This is a genomic window from Psychrobacillus sp. FJAT-21963 (genome assembly GCF_001420585.1).
GTDB lineage: Bacteria > Bacillota > Bacilli > Bacillales_A > Planococcaceae > Psychrobacillus.
This window is the reverse complement of sequence record NZ_LJIY01000009.1, coordinates 136,350-155,919: the sequence shown is the minus strand read 5'-3', so window position 1 is coordinate 155,919 and position 19,570 is coordinate 136,350. Positions and strand designations below refer to the sequence as shown.

At 36.7% G+C, this 19,570-nt stretch carries 20 protein-coding genes and 1 tRNA gene; 3 read left to right on the top strand and 18 right to left on the bottom strand.

Going from position 1 to position 19,570, the window contains the following annotated elements; translation table 11 throughout:
• Positions 1 to 39: 39 nt before the first annotated feature.
• Positions 40 to 786 carry a carboxylesterase gene (locus AN959_RS17370; RefSeq protein ID WP_056832622.1) on the bottom strand — a complete coding sequence of 249 codons (747 nt, stop codon included), beginning with the start codon at positions 784 to 786 and terminating at the stop codon, positions 40 to 42.
• Between the two features lie 161 nt (positions 787 to 947).
• Complete coding sequence (gene secG, locus AN959_RS17365; protein ID WP_053588441.1) at positions 948 to 1,175, bottom strand: preprotein translocase subunit SecG; 228 nt, start codon at positions 1,173 to 1,175, stop codon at positions 948 to 950.
• Positions 1,176 to 1,417: 242 nt separating this feature from the next.
• On the opposite strand from secG, the gene AN959_RS17360 reads away from it, so the two are divergent.
• Positions 1,418 to 2,956, top strand: coding sequence for a hypothetical protein (locus AN959_RS17360; RefSeq protein WP_056832620.1), 1,539 nt, complete (start codon positions 1,418 to 1,420; stop codon positions 2,954 to 2,956).
• Between the two features lie 730 nt (positions 2,957 to 3,686).
• Here AN959_RS17360 and eno read toward each other — a convergent pair.
• The 9 genes from eno to AN959_RS17315 form a co-directional block, all read right to left on the bottom strand.
• Positions 3,687 to 4,979: a phosphopyruvate hydratase gene (eno, locus tag AN959_RS17355; protein WP_056832618.1), complete on the bottom strand. Its 1,293-nt coding sequence runs from the start codon at positions 4,977 to 4,979 to the stop codon at positions 3,687 to 3,689.
• Between the two features lie 2 nt (positions 4,980 to 4,981).
• Complete coding sequence (gene gpmI, locus AN959_RS17350) at positions 4,982 to 6,520, bottom strand: 2,3-bisphosphoglycerate-independent phosphoglycerate mutase (RefSeq protein WP_056832616.1); 1,539 nt, start codon at positions 6,518 to 6,520, stop codon at positions 4,982 to 4,984.
• Positions 6,513 to 7,274, bottom strand: coding sequence for a triose-phosphate isomerase (gene tpiA, locus AN959_RS17345; protein WP_056832614.1), 762 nt, complete (start codon positions 7,272 to 7,274; stop codon positions 6,513 to 6,515). Before tpiA ends, gpmI begins: the two co-directional genes overlap by 8 nt.
• 15 nt (positions 7,275 to 7,289) lie before the next feature.
• Entirely contained in the window at positions 7,290 to 8,474 is a 1,185-nt protein-coding gene (gene pgk, locus AN959_RS17340; protein WP_056832612.1) for a phosphoglycerate kinase, read from the bottom strand.
• A gap of 222 nt (positions 8,475 to 8,696) precedes the next feature.
• Positions 8,697 to 9,704 carry a type I glyceraldehyde-3-phosphate dehydrogenase gene (gene gap / locus AN959_RS17335; RefSeq protein WP_053588434.1) on the bottom strand — a complete coding sequence of 336 codons (1,008 nt, stop codon included), beginning with the start codon at positions 9,702 to 9,704 and terminating at the stop codon, positions 8,697 to 8,699.
• A gap of 11 nt (positions 9,705 to 9,715) precedes the next feature.
• A complete protein-coding gene (locus tag AN959_RS17330; RefSeq protein ID WP_056832609.1) occupies positions 9,716 to 10,753 on the bottom strand; it encodes a sugar-binding transcriptional regulator in 1,038 nt (345 codons plus the stop codon).
• Between the two features lie 358 nt (positions 10,754 to 11,111).
• Positions 11,112 to 11,342 carry a glutaredoxin family protein gene (locus AN959_RS17325; protein ID WP_056832607.1) on the bottom strand — a complete coding sequence of 77 codons (231 nt, stop codon included), beginning with the start codon at positions 11,340 to 11,342 and terminating at the stop codon, positions 11,112 to 11,114.
• Between the two features lie 98 nt (positions 11,343 to 11,440).
• On the bottom strand, positions 11,441 to 12,238 hold the full coding sequence (locus AN959_RS17320; protein ID WP_056832605.1) for a YgcG family protein: 798 nt from the start codon (positions 12,236 to 12,238) through the stop codon (positions 11,441 to 11,443).
• A complete protein-coding gene (locus tag AN959_RS17315; protein WP_056832604.1) occupies positions 12,238 to 12,816 on the bottom strand; it encodes a LemA family protein in 579 nt (192 codons plus the stop codon). Before AN959_RS17315 ends, AN959_RS17320 begins: the two co-directional genes overlap by 1 nt.
• Before the next feature lie 163 nt (positions 12,817 to 12,979).
• Between AN959_RS17315 and AN959_RS17310 the strand changes: the two genes are divergently transcribed.
• Entirely contained in the window at positions 12,980 to 13,921 is a 942-nt protein-coding gene (locus tag AN959_RS17310; protein WP_056832601.1) for a catalase, read from the top strand.
• Between the two features lie 109 nt (positions 13,922 to 14,030).
• Here the strand turns inward: AN959_RS17310 and AN959_RS17305 are convergent, their stop codons facing one another.
• Together AN959_RS17305 and AN959_RS17300 are read right to left on the bottom strand one after the other, a co-directional pair.
• Positions 14,031 to 14,213 carry a hypothetical protein gene (locus tag AN959_RS17305; RefSeq protein ID WP_056832599.1) on the bottom strand — a complete coding sequence of 61 codons (183 nt, stop codon included), beginning with the start codon at positions 14,211 to 14,213 and terminating at the stop codon, positions 14,031 to 14,033.
• Between the two features lie 450 nt (positions 14,214 to 14,663).
• A tRNA-Arg gene (locus AN959_RS17300) sits at positions 14,664 to 14,735 on the bottom strand.
• A 164-nt stretch (positions 14,736 to 14,899) separates the two neighbouring features.
• Here AN959_RS17300 and clpP point away from each other — a divergent pair.
• Positions 14,900 to 15,496 carry an ATP-dependent Clp endopeptidase proteolytic subunit ClpP gene (gene clpP / locus AN959_RS17295; protein WP_056832598.1) on the top strand — a complete coding sequence of 199 codons (597 nt, stop codon included), beginning with the start codon at positions 14,900 to 14,902 and terminating at the stop codon, positions 15,494 to 15,496.
• A 304-nt stretch (positions 15,497 to 15,800) separates the two neighbouring features.
• Here clpP and AN959_RS17290 read toward each other — a convergent pair whose 3' ends face one another.
• Genes AN959_RS17290 through AN959_RS17270 form a run of 5 tightly spaced genes read right to left on the bottom strand, consistent with a single transcriptional unit; the run spans position 15,801 to position 19,394 of the window.
• On the bottom strand, positions 15,801 to 16,058 hold the full coding sequence (locus AN959_RS17290; protein WP_056832596.1) for an HPr family phosphocarrier protein: 258 nt from the start codon (positions 16,056 to 16,058) through the stop codon (positions 15,801 to 15,803).
• Between the two features lie 19 nt (positions 16,059 to 16,077).
• Positions 16,078 to 17,019 (bottom strand): DNA-binding protein WhiA, encoded by a 942-nt coding sequence (gene whiA / locus AN959_RS17285; RefSeq protein WP_053588426.1) that lies wholly within the window; start codon positions 17,017 to 17,019, stop codon positions 16,078 to 16,080.
• A gap of 48 nt (positions 17,020 to 17,067) precedes the next feature.
• Positions 17,068 to 18,030, bottom strand: coding sequence for a YvcK family protein (gene yvcK, locus AN959_RS17280; protein ID WP_056832594.1), 963 nt, complete (start codon positions 18,028 to 18,030; stop codon positions 17,068 to 17,070).
• Between the two features lie 4 nt (positions 18,031 to 18,034).
• Positions 18,035 to 18,919, bottom strand: coding sequence for an RNase adapter RapZ (gene rapZ / locus AN959_RS17275; RefSeq protein ID WP_053588424.1), 885 nt, complete (start codon positions 18,917 to 18,919; stop codon positions 18,035 to 18,037).
• The gene (locus AN959_RS17270; RefSeq protein ID WP_056832593.1) at positions 18,912 to 19,394 is read right to left on the bottom strand and encodes an NUDIX domain-containing protein; all 483 of its coding nucleotides are present in this window, start codon (positions 19,392 to 19,394) and stop codon (positions 18,912 to 18,914) included. Before AN959_RS17270 ends, rapZ begins: the two co-directional genes overlap by 8 nt.
• Positions 19,395 to 19,570 lie beyond the last annotated feature (176 nt).

Genomic DNA, 19,570 nt, shown 5'->3' with positions numbered 1-19,570 from the left:
ACATCCCTCCTTTTTCAGCGTGTGCACTTTTGGTTCGTTTTACACATTCCAATCAAGCGACTCTAAAAAGTTTAATATATCTTCATGTAATTGTTCCTTTTCTGGACCAAGTGTAATGACATGACCAGAATTTTCATACCAATTTAGATTTTTTTCGATTGATTCTGCTTCTTCATAAATGATTGTAGCCGAATTCACATCAATGACCGAATCTTTTTTACCTTGTGTAACAAGGAGCGGAGCATAAATATGATCAACGTGATCACGTACATTGTAAACAAAATCTCTTAATTCTGATAATGTTTCCATTGGTGTTTCGCGTATTGCTTCTACTTCTTTTTCGATTTCTTCCTCGGTTTTTCCTTCATACTTTTTATATTCTCTTGCGTATTTCAATACACCCTCAAACATAATATCGGTTGTTTTCATGGACATTGGGGAACACATTGTCACAATTCCTTTCACAGGAACTGTATACCCCAATTTCAATGAAAATACGCCTCCTAGTGATAGACCAGCAACAGCAATTTCCTCATAGCCTGCAGCCTTTAAACGATCATAAGCCATTATAACGTCTTTCCACCAATCAATAGGACCTGTTTCCAAAAGCTCTTCAGGTGGTACACCATGTCCTTTATAATGTGGCGCTAATGATGTATATCCATTTTTCTCTAAAAAACGTCCAAGCATTCGTACATCCGATGAGTTTCCTGTAAATCCATGTAGTAGAAGCACTGCTCGTTTACCAGCTTCAAAGAAAAAAGGTTTAGGCGTTGTGATTCGCATAAAAAAATACCTCCAATATAAAATACAGTATGCCTCTAACTGCTTTCATTCATAACGGAAAAGTCCGGCAGCCAGACATTACTATATACAAGATTAATATGTATGTAAAAATTTTTAAAAGAAAACGCCTAACCAATCAGAAGTCGGTCAGGCGATCTGTTTTAAAATTTAGTAACAGCAATAGTTAAAATAAAAAATAATACTGCAAGTACAATCGTCACTCTATGTAATACAAGGTCCATGCCTCGAGCTTTTTGTTTTCCAAATAGTTGTTCAGCCCCACCAGAGATGGCTCCTGATAGACCAGCACTTTTCCCTGATTGTAACAACACGACAACGATTAATGCGAGCGATACGATGACTAGTAAAATCATTAAAAACGCATGCATTTATTCCACCTCCTGATAAGAACGTTCACAACAATATTAATTTTACCAAAAAAAACTAGAACTTACAACAGTCTATCGACAAAACAGTATAGTATAAACTGGTTCATTATATATCTAAAAATTTAGCAATGACAGTCAATCGATTACAATTCATAAAAAAAGTAAAAAAAGGAAATTCACAACCTATAGAGAATTAAGTAAATTAGTAAACTCATAAAATAATAGCAAAAGGAAGGTACATCGTGAAATACAAATTAATAGGACTTAGTATACTTATTATAGTATGCATAACAGGCTTACTTTATTGGGAAACTCTACAAGAACAAACTCATCCTCCCTCCGAACAATGGAGTAGATCATTTCAGTTAGAAACGATAGAAGGTAACTTTGCTAAACTTCAAAGTGTTCAAGAAGAGAACGGATACACCATTAGCATGCTTGACTTCAAAAAACTAGAGGTTTTGTCGTGTGACAAGGAGTTAGAGTGTAAAAGAAATCGTACGATTGATTCGCTTAATACATACAAAAATAGTTGGAGTGATGGAACAGACTCCTACTATATAAAAGAAAATTCGCTTATTCATACTAATACAACTTCAGGAGAAAAAGTTATCGCTTCAGACGTTGCTAACTTCACAAAGACAGTAGATTCACTCGTGTATTGGACGGAGAATAAAGATATAGTAATTTTAGAAAGTCCTTTTACTAAAGAAGAGCAACGTTTTAGAGCTGATGAGCCTGTGAATTTTGTTAAAATTCTAGAAGATCAAATCTTTGTTGTAACTGAAAATAAGCAAGATAAACTTTATACTTTGTATAGTCTCTCCAACGAGCTTTCTGAACTCTTTACTTTTACTATTAGTGGACAAGAAAACCTTTTATCTATGCAAATTTTTCAATTAATAGATAAGAGTTATGCTATTGCGCTTGATAAAAAAGTATTAGCTGGTGGCTCTAGTACAAAAAATATTGAATTAGCACAATTTGATCTAAGTAATCATCAATCACCGATCTTCGATAAACTGTCCTTTGTGGAAAATGAAACAAATAGCTCATTAAGCGATATTCAGTCTCCTATGATATATCAAGGTGAACAAGCACCGATTATTACATTTTCTGCTTCATTGTATGACCCCTCTCTCGGGAAGGTCAACAAAATATTTGTTGGTGATTTAGTACATACTACCGTCCAAGCAAATGCTGTTACTAAAGTAGGAAACCGTTATGAACGTTCGATTTTACTAGACCAAGAAACGGTTGCCTATTTAAAAATGAAGGGCTCCAACCGCATTTTAGAATATTCATCCTCCGAGGAGATCAAGAAAAAAGAAACGAAAGAAATCATGCAGGGAGATTATAAAGCCGCTTTTTATACTTTGTTAAGTAATCTATTTCATGGATTTTTACTTGCAATGTTTTCGTTTGTATGGATTTTTCTAACATTTATCGTAACGTATGGTAGTTTATTTTTACTAGGTAAATTTAAACCGGAGCAATCATATAAAATTGCTTTTACCATTCATCTTATCGCACTTTTTAGTATGCAATCGATTTCCTTGTTTAAATTTACAAATATTCAATCGATACTTTATAACATTCCTTTCATAACGGAAGGTTGGCATCTTCTATTACTTTTGTTGCTTGCTATGATTCTATCAACTATTCCTTTGTTCCTTGTTCGTTACAAAGTATCAGAAGAAACGTTCAATCTCTTTGTTTTATATACGACATTTATGAATCTTGCTATATTGTTTCTTTTGATCGGACCTTATCTCTTTTAAAGTTAAAGCTCCTTAACAATCGTTAAGGAGCTTTTTAGATAAGTTTTATAATTGTAGTCCAGCAAGTAGTTCACATACTCGATTTTTATTTTGGACCCGTTAATTTCCGTTCCAGGCGGACGCGTTCCGCCGGCATGGCTTCAGCCGCTTCCCTCGCTACGCTCAGTCCAGGGTCTTCAGCTCATGCTATTCCGGCTGGAGTCGCCGCCATCCACTACAATTAACTATTATCCACAATCAATTAGGAAATCATCATGCCATTAATTGAGTAAGTTTTTATCACTTATATTTTTTCAATTAGGATTTATAGAAAATCGTTGAAAAAGGCGACACTCCTGCGGGAATAGCGTTAGCCGAAGACCCCGCAGCGTAGCGAGGAGGCTAAGGCAACGCCCGCGGAAAGGGAGCCGTTTCAACGATTTTCTTATTTATCGGACGACATTATTTAGTAAAGTTAAATTCTATAAACTTTTTCAGTGCTCTCAGCGTATTAGCGAAAGGAAGGCTAAGGGGCGCCTCGGCAAATGGAATGCAATCTAAGTTAGCCGCGTACAGCTGCAACGATTGTATGACCTACATCTTGTTTGCCCAAGGCTCGGCGCACGCCCGTGGAAAGAGAGCGGTAAGCTTCAGTATCTACGTACTCCCCCTGTGATTACCTAAAAAAAGCGAGAAGTGACTGTATCACTCCACGCTTCCTCTTATTATTAATGTGAAAACCTTTTTCGCATTATTTTAAGTTATAAAATGTTTTTTTGCCTAAGTATTGAGCTGTTTCATATAATGAATCCTCAATACGTAGTAATTGGTTGTATTTTGCTACACGATCCGAACGAGATGGGGCACCTGTTTTGATTTGACCAGCGTTTGTTGCAACTGCGATGTCGGCAATTGTAACGTCTTCTGATTCACCAGAACGGTGAGAGATAACTGCTGTATATCCAGCACGTTTTGCCATTTCGATTGCTTCAAATGTTTCTGTTAGCGTACCGATTTGGTTCACTTTTACAAGAATAGAGTTTCCTACTCCTTGCTCAATTCCTTCAGCCAATTTTTTCGTATTTGTTACGAAAAGATCGTCTCCAACTAATTGAACTTTTTTACCTAAACGATCTGTTAGCAATTTATGTCCAGCCCAGTCGTTTTCATCTAATCCGTCTTCAATAGAGATAATTGGGTATTTTTCACAAAGCTCTTCATACCAAGCAACCATTTCTTCTGAAGTTTTTACAACACCTTCACCTGATAAGTGGTACTTACCATCTTCTTTATTGAATAACTCTGAAGATGCTACGTCCATTGCTAGAAGTACTTCTTCTCCTGGTTTGTAACCTGCTTTTTCGATAGCAGTCATAATAGTAGAAAGAGCTTCTTCATTTGATTTTAAGTTCGGTGCAAATCCACCTTCATCTCCAACAGCTGTGTTTAAACCAGCTTCTTTTAACACTGCTTTCAAGCTGTGGAAAATTTCAGTTCCCATACGAAGTGCATGACGGAAAGTTTCTGCTCCAACTGGCATTACCATAAACTCTTGAATATCTACGTTGTTATCAGCGTGTTCCCCACCATTTAAAATGTTCATCATTGGAACTGGTAATTGTTTTGCATTAAATCCTCCTAAATATTGATAAAGAGGAATATCTAAATAATCTGCTGCTGCGTGTGCAACTGCGATGGAAACTCCTAGAATTGCGTTTGCACCTAGATTTGCTTTGTTTTCTGTACCATCTAATTCGATCATTGCTTGGTCAATGGATACTTGGTCTAAAACTGTGAAGTTTTCTTCCAATTCAGCTGCGATAATGTTATTAACATTTTCTACTGCTTTTAAAACACCTTTACCTAGGTATCTTGCTTTGTCACCATCACGAAGTTCTACTGCTTCATATTCACCAGTAGATGCACCAGATGGAACGATTGCACGACCATATGCACCGCTTTCTGTAAAAACCTCTACTTCTACTGTTGGGTTCCCACGTGAATCTAATACTTCACGAGCTTGAATTTGTGTAATAATTGGCATTTTTAACTCTCCGTTTCGATTAGTGTTTTACCTGTCATTTCAGGCGGTGCTTCTATCCCTAATAAGTGTAACATGGTTGGTGCCAAATCGGCTAAAATTCCGTTACTTCGAAGCGTAATATCTTTTTTCGTCACAATGACAGGCACAGGATTTGTTGTATGTGCAGTCATAGGTTGACCCTCTAGTGTTGTAACTTCATCCGAATTTCCATGGTCTGCAGTAATGATTGCTTGACCACCTTTTGCTAAAATGGCATCCACTACTTTACCAAGACAAGTATCTACTGCTTCAATCGCTTTGATCGTTGGCTCTAACATACCACTATGCCCTACCATGTCTGGATTAGCGAAGTTTAAAATGATTGCATCAAAGTTATCATCTGCAATTTCAGCTAGCAGTGCATCCGTAACTTCATACGCACTCATTTCAGGCTTTAAATCGTATGTAGCGACCTTTGGAGAACTTATTAAAATTCTTTTTTCTCCAGGAAACTTATCTTCACGTCCACCACTCATAAAGAATGTTACATGAGGATACTTTTCTGTCTCTGCAATTCGGAGCTGTGTTTTATCATGATTGGAAAGTACCTCTCCAACAGTATTAAATAAGTTTTCTTTTTCAAATACTACATCTGAAACAACATCATCACTATAATGTGTGAATGTCACAAACTTTAAATTCGTCGGATGTTTTTCACTTAATTGTAGACTATCAAATGATGGCGTATTTAATGCCATAGAAAGTTGAATTGCTCTGTCTGGACGGAAATTAAAGAAGATTACCGCATCCCCAGAGTCGATCGTCGTAGCAGGCTTAGCATCCGCTTCAATAACAAATGGTACGACAAATTCATCTACGATATCTTCTTCATAAGATTTTAATATGCCTTCCGTTGCTGATTCAGCAGTTCTTCCGACACCATCTACAAGCGCTCTATAAGCCAAGTCCACTCGTTCCCAGCGTCGATCTCTATCCATTGCATAATAACGACCACTTATAGAAGCAAACTTACCTACACCAATTTCTTTCATTTGTTTTTCGGCTTCCTCTACATAACCAATCGCTGTTCGAGGACCAACATCTCGTCCATCTAAGAACCCATGGACAAATACGTCTTCTAAACCTTGAGATTTAGCTAATTTCAATAAAGCAAATAAATGAGAGTAATGACTATGAACTCCACCATCTGAAAGTAAACCCATCAAATGTAGCTTCCCACCAGTTTGTTTAACATGTTCAATTGCACCAAGAAGTTTTGGTTCAACAAAGAACTCACCATCACGAATCGATTTATGAATTCGAGTCAGATTTTGGTATACAATTCTTCCTGCACCTATATTTAGATGCCCTACTTCTGAGTTTCCCATTTGCCCATCTGGTAATCCAACAGCTTCACCAGACGCAGTTAAAGTTGCATTAGGATAATCAGCCCAATAACGGTCAAAGTTTGGTTTACTTGCTTGCGCTACTGCGTTTCCGTATGATTCATGGCGCAATCCAAATCCATCTAAAATAATTAAAGCTACTGGACTTTTAGACATTTTCTCCAGCCTCCAAAAGTTTAACGAATGAGTCTACTTGTAAGCTCGCTCCGCCAACTAATGCTCCGTCGATATGTTCTTTGGATAGCAATTCTTCTATATTTTCTGGCTTCACACTTCCACCGTATTGAATACGTATGCTACTTGCCACCTCTTCACCGAAGCTATCAAGCACCGTTTCACGAATTGCTTGGCATACGTCATTTGCATCATCAGCAGTAGCAGTTTTACCAGTCCCAATAGCCCAAATTGGTTCATATGCAATAATCGAATTTTTCACATTTTCTTCTGAAAGACCTTCTAATGCTGCCATTACTTGATTGGAAACAATAGTTTCCGTCTCATTTTGTTCACGTTGTTCTAACGTTTCTCCTACACAAATAATAGGAGTTAAATCATTTTCAAATGCGGCTTTTACTTTTTTATTAACAGAGTCATCTGTTTCATTAAAATATTGGCGTCTTTCAGAATGTCCAATGACCACATAGCTCACGCCTAAATCTTTTAGCTGAGGACCACTTACTTCCCCTGTAAAAGCTCCTTCTTTTTCCTCGTGCATATTTTGTGCTCCTATGGAAATAAAAGAATCTTTTGCATTATGGACAAGTTGGTCTAAAAACAAAGCAGGAGCGCAAATAATTGTTTCGACTTTGCTACTATCTACTTGTCTTCCTTTTAACAGTTCTACGAAATCTTTTGCCTCCGTGAGGGTTTTATACATTTTCCAATTCCCTGCTATTACAGGTTTACGCATATGACTTCTCCTCCATTACTTATCGTTTAAAGCAGAAACTCCTGGCAAATCCTTACCTTCCATAAACTCTAAGGAAGCTCCGCCACCAGTCGAAATATGATCCATTTTATCCGCAACTTCGAATTTTTCTACTGCTGCTGCAGAATCTCCACCACCGATTATTGTGTACCCAGTAGTGTCAGCCATAGCATTAGCAACACCCTTTGTTCCTTCTGCAAAAGCATCCATTTCAAATACACCCATTGGTCCGTTCCAAATAATCAGCTTGCTATCCTTAATGACATCGGAATAAAGTGCTGCAGTTTTCGGTCCAATATCAAGCCCCATCCAATCAGAAGGGATTTGATCAATATCTACCACTTTCGTGTTCGCATCCTTTGAAAACTCATCTGCCACAACTGCATCAATTGGTAAATAGAAAGCAACACCTTTTTCTTTCGCTTTCTCAATAAAAGACTGTGCAAGTTCGATTTTATCTTCCTCTACAAGAGACTTCCCGATATCATGCCCTTGAGCTTTTGAGAAAGTATACGATAATCCACCACCGATTAAAATATTATCTACTTTGTCTAATAAATGATCGATAACACCAATTTTATCTTTTACTTTTGCTCCACCAATGATTGCTGTAAATGGTCTTACTGGATTCGATAAAGCTTTACCTAAAACATCTAGTTCTTTTTCCATTAATAATCCAGAAACAGCTGGTAAAAGCTTAGCAATACCTTCTGTTGTAGCATGAGCACGATGAGCTGCACCAAATGCATCATTTACATATACGTCTGCTAAAGATGCAAATGCTTTAGCAAGTTCAGCATCATTTTTTTCTTCCCCTGAATGGAAACGCACATTTTCAAGTAATAGTACGTCTCCATTATTCATTTGAGAAACAGCTTGTTCTACGGAAGACCCGATCGATTCATCCAATTTTTTAACTTGCTTATTTAATACTTTAGATAAGTGCTCTCCCACTTTTGTCAAACGAAGTTCTTCTTTTACTTCCCCTTTTGGGCGTCCCATATGGCTCGCCAAAATTACTTTCGCACCTTGCTCGATTAAATAGTTTATCGTTGGTAGTGCTGCTCGAATACGTGTATCGTCCGTAATCTTTCCATCTTCCATAGGTACGTTAAAGTCTACTCGGCAAAATACTCTCTTACCTTGTAAAGAAACGTCTTTCATTGTTTGTTTTTCATACATGAGAAAAGCCCCCTAATATAATGAGAAATGAGTAAGTCGCCCGCTTAGCCGCGACATGCGGCTGGCGCCTGAAGTCTGGACAGTACTTTATAGAACTTATTACTGTCAATCTTTTATTAAAAAAATAAGGAGCGAAGGGTAACCCTTGCTCCTTTTACCCTCTTCCATTATAGAGGTTATTAAACATAAACGCTATTTAGAAATTCATTACAATTCGGCGTATTATAGTCCTTTTTTCATCATAAGAAGAGCTAGATCGATACAACGTGCTGAGTATCCTGATTCATTGTCATACCAAGAGATTACTTTAATAAGATTGTCTCCAAGTACCATCGTTGAGAGTCCATCAACTGTAGAGGAAGAAGTATTTCCATTATAGTCGATAGAAACAAGAGGTAGCTCGTTGTAAGCTAGTATTCCTTTTAACTCATTTTCCGAAGCTTCTTTTAATGCAGTATTAATTTGTTCTACTGTTACATCTTTTTCTAATTCTGCTACAAAGTCTACTAAGGAAACATTTGGAGTTGGCACACGAACAGCCATACCATCTAATTTACCTTTTAGTTCAGGAAGTACTTTTGCAACTGCTGATGCTGCCCCAGTAGTTGTAGGAATCATCGATTCTGCTGCTGCACGTGCACGACGATAATCACTATGTGGTAAATCCAAAATACGTTGATCATTTGTGTATGAGTGAACTGTCGTCATCATTCCACGTTTAATACCAAATTGATCTTGTAACACTTTTGCTACAGGAGCTAGACAGTTTGTTGTACAAGAAGCATTTGATACGACATGATCTGTTTCTGGGTTATATTTATCTGCATTTACACCCATAACAAATGTAGGCATATTATCTTTTGCTGGTGCAGATAGAATAACTTTTTTAGCTCCAGCTTCAATATGTTTCCCAGCTTTTTCAGTAGTACTAAAAATACCTGTACATTCAATAACAATGTCCACTTGTTGCTCTTTCCAAGGAAGTGCAGAAGGATCTTTTTCTGCGAATACACGAATGTTTTTTCCATTAACGATTAAGTAATCGCCCTCAGAAGTAACTTCTGCATCAAAAATTCCATGTACAGAATCATATTTTAACAAATGTGCAAGCATTGCAGCATCTGTTAAATCATTGATTGCAACCACTTCAAGATCTTTCTCTTCTAACGCTTCTCTAAAAACTTTTCGTCCAATTCGTCCAAACCCGTTAATAGCTATTTTTACTGTCATTTTGTTTCCTCCTAGTTTGTTTGTGAGATTATTTTCATCATTTCGTTTGCTGCACCCTCATCTGTCACTAACACAGTTTGTGACGGCGCTTGTTTAAAATAAGATAAAAGTGCTTTTGCTTTTTTGGCACCACCTGCAACTGCAAGCAAATACTCTATATTTTTTAATTGTTTTAATTGGATTCCAATCGTTCTAATTCGATGTACAGCTTCGCCTTGTTCATTAAAATAATATCCAAATGCTTCACTGACAGAACCAATCTCTTTTAAACGCTCTATCTCAGCTTCAGTAGAATTTCTTCTTCGAGCCATTTCAGCTGCATCACCTATACCATGAATAATAATATTTGTTCTTTCATATAGGTCCATCATTTCTTGTATAAATGGTTCTTTCTTCATCGTAGTGTATGCTTCTTCACTTAAACTATCCGGCATATACAATGTCCGATAAGTTCCATTCATTTTATCGGAGAAAAGAGAGGCAATCGTATTAGCTTGTAATGAGACATCTTTTCCAACACCGCCTCTTGCTGCGATAAACATCAAGTTTTTCCATCGGGATGTTTCATGTACGAAGTTGGAAATTGATGCAATGGTAGAACCGCCAGTAACAGCGATTATTTTGTCATCGTTTAAAATACTCTCCAAATACTTTGCTGCTTCTTGTGACAAAAGCATTTCTGCATTTTTGTTAGTATCTACATTTCCAGGTACAATTATCACTTCTTTAATGTGTAAATATTTTAAAAGTGTTTGTTCAAGAGTTAATCTACCTGACCATTCTCGAACAACTTCTTTTAAATCTAGTAGTACTTGGGTTCCGGTTGGAGTAATTGCTGCTCCTTCTCGTGAAACCTCAATTAAGTTTTGCATCCTTAAAGCATCTAGTTCTTTTCTTGTATCTCTTTCTGATAAACCTAGTTGTTCTCCTAAAACACGACGTCCAATCCCTTTAGAGATTTGAATCATTTGCAGTATTTGATATCTCTTTTGTAACAAATCACTCATTTCAGGAATTAGCTTTAATTGAGCTGTGAGCAAAGGGTCCATATTTCACTTCCTAACCTAATGTGACATTTTTGTCCCACTACCACAAAAAATGTCCCAGTTACTTAAAAAAAAAGTGAATCAATAAAATAATCATACAATATAATATTCAAATTGGCAATTATTTGTGCATTATTTCGGAAGACAAAGGGAGATTCAAAGAAATAGATGAGATTCTGAATATATTAAGGTGTAGCTTCGCTTCTTACGTGTAGGAAATCAAAGTAAGTAGCGGGTAATCATATAAATGTAGCGAATAGTCATATAAATGTAGCGAATATGCATAGGAATGTTGCGACTAAAGAGAAAATATAGCTAATAACTATTATTTACTGTGAGAAGCAAAAGTACGGAAGCATACTTATAGTAATGCTTCCAGTAACGTAGCGTAATCTACCTTTCCATATTGAATAATTTCATCCTCAAAAACAACTACTGGGATCATAAGCATATATTTTTCATGTAAATCATCGTCTTCTTCTATATTCACTTCACTCATTTCAAAAGAAACGTCCTCTTGTACAAGCTTTAACATTAATCTGGCTTCATCGCACAAATGGCATCCTGGTCTTGTATATAAATAAACTTTCACTTACATTGCCTCCTTGAAAAAAGAGAACGCTCAATTATAATTGAGCGTTCGATTAATTATAATATTACTTACATAATAAGCATTTATCAACTAGACCATCACCATTTACGTCCTGCACCGCCGCCTCCAGCGCTTCCTCCTCCGAATCCACCGAAACCTCCACCAGAGCTTCTACCACCGCCAAAGCCACCTCCGAAGCTTCCAGGTCCGAACATTATGGATCGAGAACGACGACGTCCACCAGGACCACCTCTACCGCCTCCATTCATAATAGAGAAGATAATATAAATTACAATTATTATTGCAATGATCGTTGTAAAGGAAAACCCTTCATCTGTATTAGCCGGGTTCTTAGGTTCTACCAATTCTCCGTCCCAACCATATTCAGTTGCAACCTCATTATAGAGAACTTGATAAGTTGAAAGTACCGCATCATCTACAGAACCTTGATTTAAATAAGGCATTGTATATTCATCAATAATTCGTCCTATTTTTCCATCGGGTAGTGCACCTTCAAGTCCTTGACCAACTGCAATATATACTTCTCTATCTCCAACCTTATCGGGATCTGTTTCAATTACAAGTAGAACACCATTGTTCTTTGCTTTATCACCAATACCGAATTCTCGAATCACATCTACACTAAATTGGTTCACATCTTGACCATTTAAGGAGTTGATAATCATCACAACAATTTGTGAGCCTGTAGCATTTTCTAAATTAACTCCTAACTCTTCAATCTGTTGCTCTGTCGTATCAGATAAATAATTTTCGTAGTCCTGAACATACAATTCACCTGGAATTGGTTCAGGAATATTAGATGCCGCTACAGTTACTATTGGTAAACTAAGACATAAAAGTAGCGCAACGATGAGCATTCGCGCAACTTTTACCATTACTCGCCATCCCCTTCAAAGTCAACGTTCGGAGCGTCCTGAGCTGCTGCGTCTGCTTCAAAGTACTCTTTCTCATCAAATCCAAATATAGAAGCAACGATACTTCCTGGCATTCTCTTTACTTTTTTATTGTAATCCGAAACTACTGCATTATAATCTTCACGTGCTACAGATAAACGATTTTCAGTTCCTGCAAGCTCATCCATTAGTTGACGGAAATTAGCATCCGCTTTTAGTTCCGGGTAATTTTCTACAACAACTAATAATCTGCTCAAAGCACCTGATAACTCATTATTCGCTTCCGCTTGTTCTTCTGGAGTATTCGCTCCAGCCAATCTAGAACGTGCATCTGCTATATTTCCAAGCACTTCTTCTTCATGTGCAGCAAAACCTTTAACTGTGTTCACTAAGTTTGGTATCAAATCCATACGTCGTTGTAATTGGTTCTCAATTTGCGCGTATGCTTTATTCACATCTTCTTCTCCGTTAACAAAACCGTTATAACTTGGTATTAAAATGGCTGCAAAAATTGCAATAATCACCACAATTATAACAATTGGACCTAATAATTTTTTCATATTCATTCACCTCTAATTTGCGTATAGTCTTAATCTACCTTAAATTCTAAAATCTAAAACATCCCATGCTATTCGCTAGAAACAAGAATGTTAGTACTGCTTTTGTTTAATTTTATCCATGAGTGGTAATGATAAATAAAGTTTATTTAATGGGGTGATTCAGATGAATACATCTAATGAGCAACATAGCACTTTGCCAACTGAAGCAGTCGATGCACTAGAAAACATAGAAGGTAGGTTTCCCGGATCTCGTCGTGCCCATGCAAAAGGAATATATTACGATGCCATTTTTAAACCAACAGGCAATGCAAAACCTTTTACGATTGCTGAGCATCTTCAAAACGAAGAAATCCCTGTGACTGTTCGGTTCTCAAATAGTCCTCCAAATCCATCAGCAGCTGATTTCCTTTCACCTGCTAAAGGTATGTCTGTCCACTTCCACTTACCAGATGGTAAAACAAGTCATTTAGTCAGCACGACAGTCCCCATGTTTGTAACGAAGAGTCCTGAAACATTTGTAGACATGCTAAAAACACTAACTGCCGACAAAACAGGTCTAGATAAGGTAGATTTAGGATTAGGTATAGTAAATATCTTAAAAAAATATCCCGATAGAAAAAACATTTTCGCCGCGCTTAAAGAACAAATGAAGCAACCACCAACAAGTTATGCACTCTTAAACTATTACCCTATACATGCCTTTTACTTTATTAATAAAGATGGTAAGCGGCAAGCAATCAAATACGAGTGGCAACCTGTAAAACTAGTAGAAAACTCCTCTAATTTGGATGTGAGTAAATCTTCACCAAATTATCTTAGCGAGGATCTCAACGCTCGATTGGCAAATGGCCCAGTTTCATTTAATTTAGTTATTCGATTAGGATTAGATAGCGACCCTACCGATGATCCTACCGATCCATGGCCAGATGATCGAGAAAAAATTGTCGTTGGACAACTTACATTATTAAAAGCCCTTCAACCGAAGGAAGAATTATTATTCGATCCAACGATTGTTGGAAAAGGCATTGAACTAACCAATGATCCAATCTTACACTTCCGTCATGAAGCTTACAGCGTTTCTTATAATAGACGGAACAATGAATAATAAGACACTCTACACATATAAAGCTATGTGTAGAGTGTTTTAAATGGTATCCTCTAAAAAGCAAATTGATCAATACAATGTTATCCAGAGTAACTTCTATCAGAAGTTGCTAACCACCGAATCCGTTAAAACTTGCACTTTCCACCGTTTTTGCATCTCTTTTCGCATTTTCTACATTTTGGTTTACTTCTGGTGTATTGAATTCACTAAAGTCTTTCCGAATGAAATAGTCGTATCCGAAACCGATTAGAACAAACAATCCAGCGATCCCTAAAACAAGTAGCCATAACATTTCTCCGACACCTCCTTTACGCCATTTATATTCTTGTATGCTATAAAAAAACTGCAAGAACTCTTTATTAAAACCCAAAGGTCGAAATTTACAAATCTTCTACTAATAACTAATACGGTTGAATTGTAAATAGGTTCCAAATAAGAATAAATAGATTGTTCCCACCTTCCGAACGGTTAATGTTTACTTAAGAGTTAGCATGAATTCCGATTGAAGCAGGAATTATTTGGATAGACTTTGTACGTAATACAAATAGTGCTAGTTAAAAGTGAGGAAAAAGTATTTAGCTTCTGAGGTTAGCATATCTTTAAAGAGTACTACTGTGGAATAGGAGCGGAAGGCGGTGGTTCTAGCAGGAAAAGTGGAACACCGATGATGCAATTATAATAAAAAAACACTCTAAAAAGTTGTGTTACCAACGTCTTAGAGTGTTTTGAAAAAACTAAAATACGCCCTCGGAGGGAATCGAACCCCCATCCCAAGAACCGGAATCTTGTGTCATATCCATTAAACTACGAGGGCAAGCGACCTTTCTATTATACAAATGGAACGCAAATAATTCAAGCTATCATTTCAATGCTTAATATTTGACCTTCCTTGACCTTAATGTGTATGATAAAGTTACAGCTGAGGGAACTTTTCTCAGTAATCAAATAATCAAACCACCTTTGAAGGAGGCAATCAGGATGAATTTAATTCCTACAGTTATTGAACAAACAAATCGTGGAGAACGTGCATATGACATCTACTCCCGATTATTAAAAGACCGTATTATTATGCTTGGAAGCGGTATCGATGATAACGTGGCTAACTCCATTGTTGCCCAACTATTATTCTTAGAAGCAGAAGATCCAGATAAAGATATTTCCATCTATATTAATAGCCCAGGCGGAAGTATTACAGCTGGCATGGCCATCTATGATACAATGCAGTTCATCAAACCAGATGTACAAACAATCTGCATCGGTATGGCTGCTTCCATGGGTGCTTTCCTTCTTACAGCAGGAGCAAAAGGAAAACGCTATGCACTTCCTAACGCAGAAGTAATGATTCACCAACCACTTGGTGGCGCTCAAGGGCAAGCAACGGAAATTGAAATTGCTGCAAAACGTATTTTATTTTTACGTGATAAATTAAACAATATTATTTCTGAACGCACTGGTCAACTTATTGAAGTAATCGCTAGAGACACAGATCGTGATAATTTCATGACTGCTGAACGTGCAAAAGAATATGGTTTAATCGACCATATTATCGACCGTAGCGAAATGAAAAAAGCATAATAGAATAATCGTAGCTCTGGGTAGCATTTATATGTTATTGATTCTACGATTAAAGAGTGGAGGAAAGTGACTGGGTCACTTTCCTTCACTCTTTTTCTATATAATGACGCTATATGGACAAATAATTTTTTATGTGGACGGAAAATATTTTATACGGTCAGAAATTAATTTTATCCGGACACATTTTTATCTATCCGGTCACAAACACAGTAAGCACATGTAAAGGACCCTTTGCATATCTACAAAGAGCCTAAATAAAAAGACCGCCTTTTCGTCTTAGCTGACTAGTTGGGCGCTCTCTTTTTTAATTTTCATGGGAAATAAATTTTGCTAATGCTTCTACTGCTTCTTCCTCGTCCGAACCATCTGCACTCAAAGTTACGTTGATTCCTTTACTGATGGCTAGGCTCATAATTCCCATGATACTTTTTGCATTTACTTTCTTCGCATCTTTTTCTAAATAAACATCTGCAATATAACGATTAGCCTCTTGGACAAATAAAGCTGCCTGTCTCGCTTGTAGTCCGGCTGGTAATTTGACTTCGACTTGTTTTTCTGTCATTTTTCTACGCTCCATTTCCCTAAATTGTCTCGCCTCTACGAAGTGCGTCTGCAATTTCATCTATTTTACGCAAACGATGATTTATTCCTGATTTACTCACATTTCCAGTGGAAACCATTTCACCTAATTCTTTCAATGTAACATCTTGGTATTCAACACGCAACCTTGCAATCTCTCTTAATTTATCAGGTAATTGATCTAATCCAATTGTATTTTCAATAAATCGGATGTTTTCAACTTGTCTAATTGCAGCACTGATTGTTTTATTGAGGTTAGCTGTTTCACAATTAACCAAACGATTTACACTGTTTCGCATATCTCGGATGATGCGTACATCCTCAAATTTTAACAATGCATTATGTGCGCCAGCAATGCTAAAGAAATCAGAAATTTTTTCTGCTTCCTTTAAATAAGCAATATAGCCTTTTTTCCGTTCAATTGTTTTTGCATTTAGCTCAAATTCATTCATTAGTTCGACTAACGCATCACTATGTGTTTTATATAATGAATAAATCTCCAAATGATAAGAAGACGTTTCTGGATTGTTAACAGAACCACCCGCTAAGAAAGCTCCTCTAAGATAAGCTCGCTTACAGCAATTCTTTTTAACCAGTTCCTTTGAAATAGAATACTCAAATTGAAAATTCTCTTTCAAAATTTTTAAGTCCTCTAGTAAGTTCTTTGCCCCTTCACGGACACGACATATATATACATTGTTCTTTTTCAATCTCATTTTTTTACGAACAAGTAATTCTACTTGATAGGGATATAATGATTTTATCAATGTATATAGTCTTCTAGCAATTGCTGCGTTTTCAGTTTGGACGTCCAAACTTAGCATTTTATTGCTAAACGATAAAGAACCGTTCATTCGAATAAGCGCAGAAAGTTCAGCCTTTGAACAACAAGGCTTTGACTCTTCCTGGGTCATCTCTTTTTTTGTTTCAGAAGCAAACGACATAACCGTTTCCCCCTTTCTTGCTAGTGACTTATTGGTGGTGATTTTAAATTAACCAGCATATTCTACTAGCCATTTTGCTACTTCCATCGCATCATGACGAACTGCTCCATCATACACAACTGAAATATCTTTTTTTACGATGTCTATGTCTAATGTTTCTAACTTTTCTACATCTATTTTCACTGGTGATGCTTTTTCTTGCTTATATAAAAACTGTACATTTTCAGGAATTTCTTCCTTGCTAATTAATACAGTATCTAAAAAATTTTCTCCTACATGATCAATAAGTGCTTGCACGTGATCAGAAGCCGAATAATTACTCGTTTCCCCTGCCTGCGTCATCAAATTGCAAATGTATACTTTCTTTGCTTTAGATTGAATAATTGCATTCTTTATATCCTTTACTAATAAATTAGGAAGAATACTTGTATATAAACTACCGGGTCCTATAGCAATGATATCTGCCTCTAAAATAATTTTAATTGTTTCCGGTAACGGTTTCACCTCGGAAGGTGTAATAAATACTCTCTCAATCTTATGTCCATAATGCGGGATTTTAGATTCCCCACTTATGATGGTTTTATCTTCAAATTCTGCATGAAGTGTAACAATTTGATTGGCAGCTGGAAGAACCTTGCCGTGTACTTTTAATACATGACTCATTTCTCGAATAGCATTTGCAAAGTCACCTGTAATGGAAGTTAAGGCCGCAAGCATTAAGTTCCCTAACGAATGACCCTCTAATTCGCTTGAGTCGGAAAAACGATACTGAAACATTTCCTCTACTAATGGCTCTACATCTGATAGTGCAGCTAATACATTTCGAACATCACCGGGTGGTGGAATATCATAATTATCCCGTAAGCGCCCAGAACTTCCTCCATCATCTGCCACAGTGACAATTGCAGTAATATCGAGCGGGAATTTCTTCAAACCACGAAGTAAAGTAGATAATCCCGTACCACCACCAATAATTGCTATTTTCTTTTTATGGTGTTTCGTACGATCCATTACTTCATTCCTTTCTTATTGTAACATCTCTATGCGTTATGATTGTTTTGTCATCTGCTTTTAAAAGTTTCCCAAAATATTCGGCAAGAGTTACGGAGCGATGCTGTCCTCCAGTACATCCGAAAGCAATTACAAGCTGAGTTTTGCCTTCTCGTTTATATTGGGGAATCATGAATTGAAACAAATCTGTTAACTTTTCAATTAACGTTTTTGTATCTACCCACTTTAGTACGTAACCAGAAACTTCTTCATCCAGTCCTGATTTTAAACGCAACTCTTCAATATAGTATGGATTTGGTAGAAAACGTACATCAAATACTAAATCCGCATCGATAGGAAGCCCATGTTTAAAGCCAAATGACATAACATTGACTGTAAAAACATTGCTTCCTTTTGGTGAGAATTCATCTTGTATTTTTTCACGTAGCTCTCGTGGTTTCATTTTTGAAGTATTATAAATGAATTGTGCTCTTCCTTTTAAATCAGAAAGTAATTCTCTTTCTTTTTTAATACCATCTAAAGGAAGCCCAGAGTTCGCTAGAGGATGAGATCTTCTCGTTTCTTTATATCTTCTAACTAATACTTCATCTTGCGCATCTAAAAATAATACTTTAGGAGTTACAGACGTTGCTTCTTGTAAGCTGTTAATCGAATCAGCTAAAGTATTAAACATTTCTCCCCCACGCAAATCCATCACAGCAGCAATATTGCGAGGCTGTTTATTCGAATCCATCATTAGATTAATGAATGTGCCTAAAAGTTCAGGAGGTAAATTATCGATACAATAATAGCCAAGATCCTCAAAGCTTTGAATTGCTACTGTCTTCCCCGCTCCAGACATACCGGTAATTATAACTACTTCTGTTTCAAGCTTTTGTTGACTATCCATTATTTACTTCTCCCTCCGATGATTGCTGAATCGTTTCTTTTAGTAGGGTAAATTCTGGCGTGTACACAAATGTTCCATATTGAACTCCGTGTTCTTTAACAGCAAAAAGTAGATTTGTACGATCTCCTTCCGCCATAGGCAATACTTCTAAATCTTCTACTGGATGCCATTCGAGAACACCTTCTTTTGTTTCTTTATAAGGTGTTCCTTCTAAGTCTCTTGCAATAAAGGTGAAGAGCATCCATTCATCGATTTGTTCTCCATCCTCTTCAATCACCATTGTATAAATACCTTTTAAATGTGGATGGATTGGAGTAGTATTCGTTTCTTCTGTATACTCTCGGACGGCGGCACTAAGAATGGATTCACCTGGCTCCATTTTACCTCCCGGAGCAACATACCAGTTTCTTCTAGGCTTTTTTAATAAAAGAACTTGCCCATTTTTATATACGAGTAGATTTGCGATTCGTTGCACGTAATAATCACTCCAAACCAATAAATACTTAATTACTTTATATTATACATGAAAAACAAAAAAAGAGGCTGCTTCATCGATTAAAATCGAGAAACAGCCTGTCCAATAATTTCTATATAAAAAGGGGGTCAATTTATATTTCTTACTATACACTTGATGTGTTTCAAGAAGGTTAC

What these genes read in the sequence shown, in the direction of transcription:
- AN959_RS17370 (WP_056832622.1), bottom strand. Translation starts at nt 786, where the DNA reads ATGCGAATCACAACGCCTAAACCTTTTTTCTTTGAAGCTGGTAAACGA.
- secG (WP_053588441.1), bottom strand. Translation starts at nt 1,175, where the DNA reads ATGCATGCGTTTTTAATGATTTTACTAGTCATCGTATCGCTCGCATTA.
- eno (WP_056832618.1), bottom strand. Translation starts at nt 4,979, where the DNA reads ATGCCAATTATTACACAAATTCAAGCTCGTGAAGTATTAGATTCACGT.
- gpmI (WP_056832616.1), bottom strand. Translation starts at nt 6,520, where the DNA reads ATGTCTAAAAGTCCAGTAGCTTTAATTATTTTAGATGGATTTGGATTG.
- tpiA (WP_056832614.1), bottom strand. Translation starts at nt 7,274, where the DNA reads ATGCGTAAACCTGTAATAGCAGGGAATTGGAAAATGTATAAAACCCTC.
- pgk (WP_056832612.1), bottom strand. Translation starts at nt 8,474, where the DNA reads ATGTATGAAAAACAAACAATGAAAGACGTTTCTTTACAAGGTAAGAGA.
- gap (WP_053588434.1), bottom strand. Translation starts at nt 9,704, where the DNA reads ATGACAGTAAAAATAGCTATTAACGGGTTTGGACGAATTGGACGAAAA.
- AN959_RS17330 (WP_056832609.1), bottom strand. Translation starts at nt 10,753, where the DNA reads ATGGACCCTTTGCTCACAGCTCAATTAAAGCTAATTCCTGAAATGAGT.
- AN959_RS17320 (WP_056832605.1), bottom strand. Translation starts at nt 12,238, where the DNA reads ATGGTAAAAGTTGCGCGAATGCTCATCGTTGCGCTACTTTTATGTCTT.
- AN959_RS17315 (WP_056832604.1), bottom strand. Translation starts at nt 12,816, where the DNA reads ATGAAAAAATTATTAGGTCCAATTGTTATAATTGTGGTGATTATTGCA.
- AN959_RS17310 (WP_056832601.1), top strand. Translation starts at nt 12,980, where the DNA reads ATGAATACATCTAATGAGCAACATAGCACTTTGCCAACTGAAGCAGTC.
- AN959_RS17305 (WP_056832599.1), bottom strand. Translation starts at nt 14,213, where the DNA reads ATGTTATGGCTACTTGTTTTAGGGATCGCTGGATTGTTTGTTCTAATC.
- clpP (WP_056832598.1), top strand. Translation starts at nt 14,900, where the DNA reads ATGAATTTAATTCCTACAGTTATTGAACAAACAAATCGTGGAGAACGT.
- AN959_RS17290 (WP_056832596.1), bottom strand. Translation starts at nt 16,058, where the DNA reads ATGACAGAAAAACAAGTCGAAGTCAAATTACCAGCCGGACTACAAGCG.
- whiA (WP_053588426.1), bottom strand. Translation starts at nt 17,019, where the DNA reads ATGTCGTTTGCTTCTGAAACAAAAAAAGAGATGACCCAGGAAGAGTCA.
- yvcK (WP_056832594.1), bottom strand. Translation starts at nt 18,030, where the DNA reads ATGGATCGTACGAAACACCATAAAAAGAAAATAGCAATTATTGGTGGT.
- rapZ (WP_053588424.1), bottom strand. Translation starts at nt 18,919, where the DNA reads ATGGATAGTCAACAAAAGCTTGAAACAGAAGTAGTTATAATTACCGGT.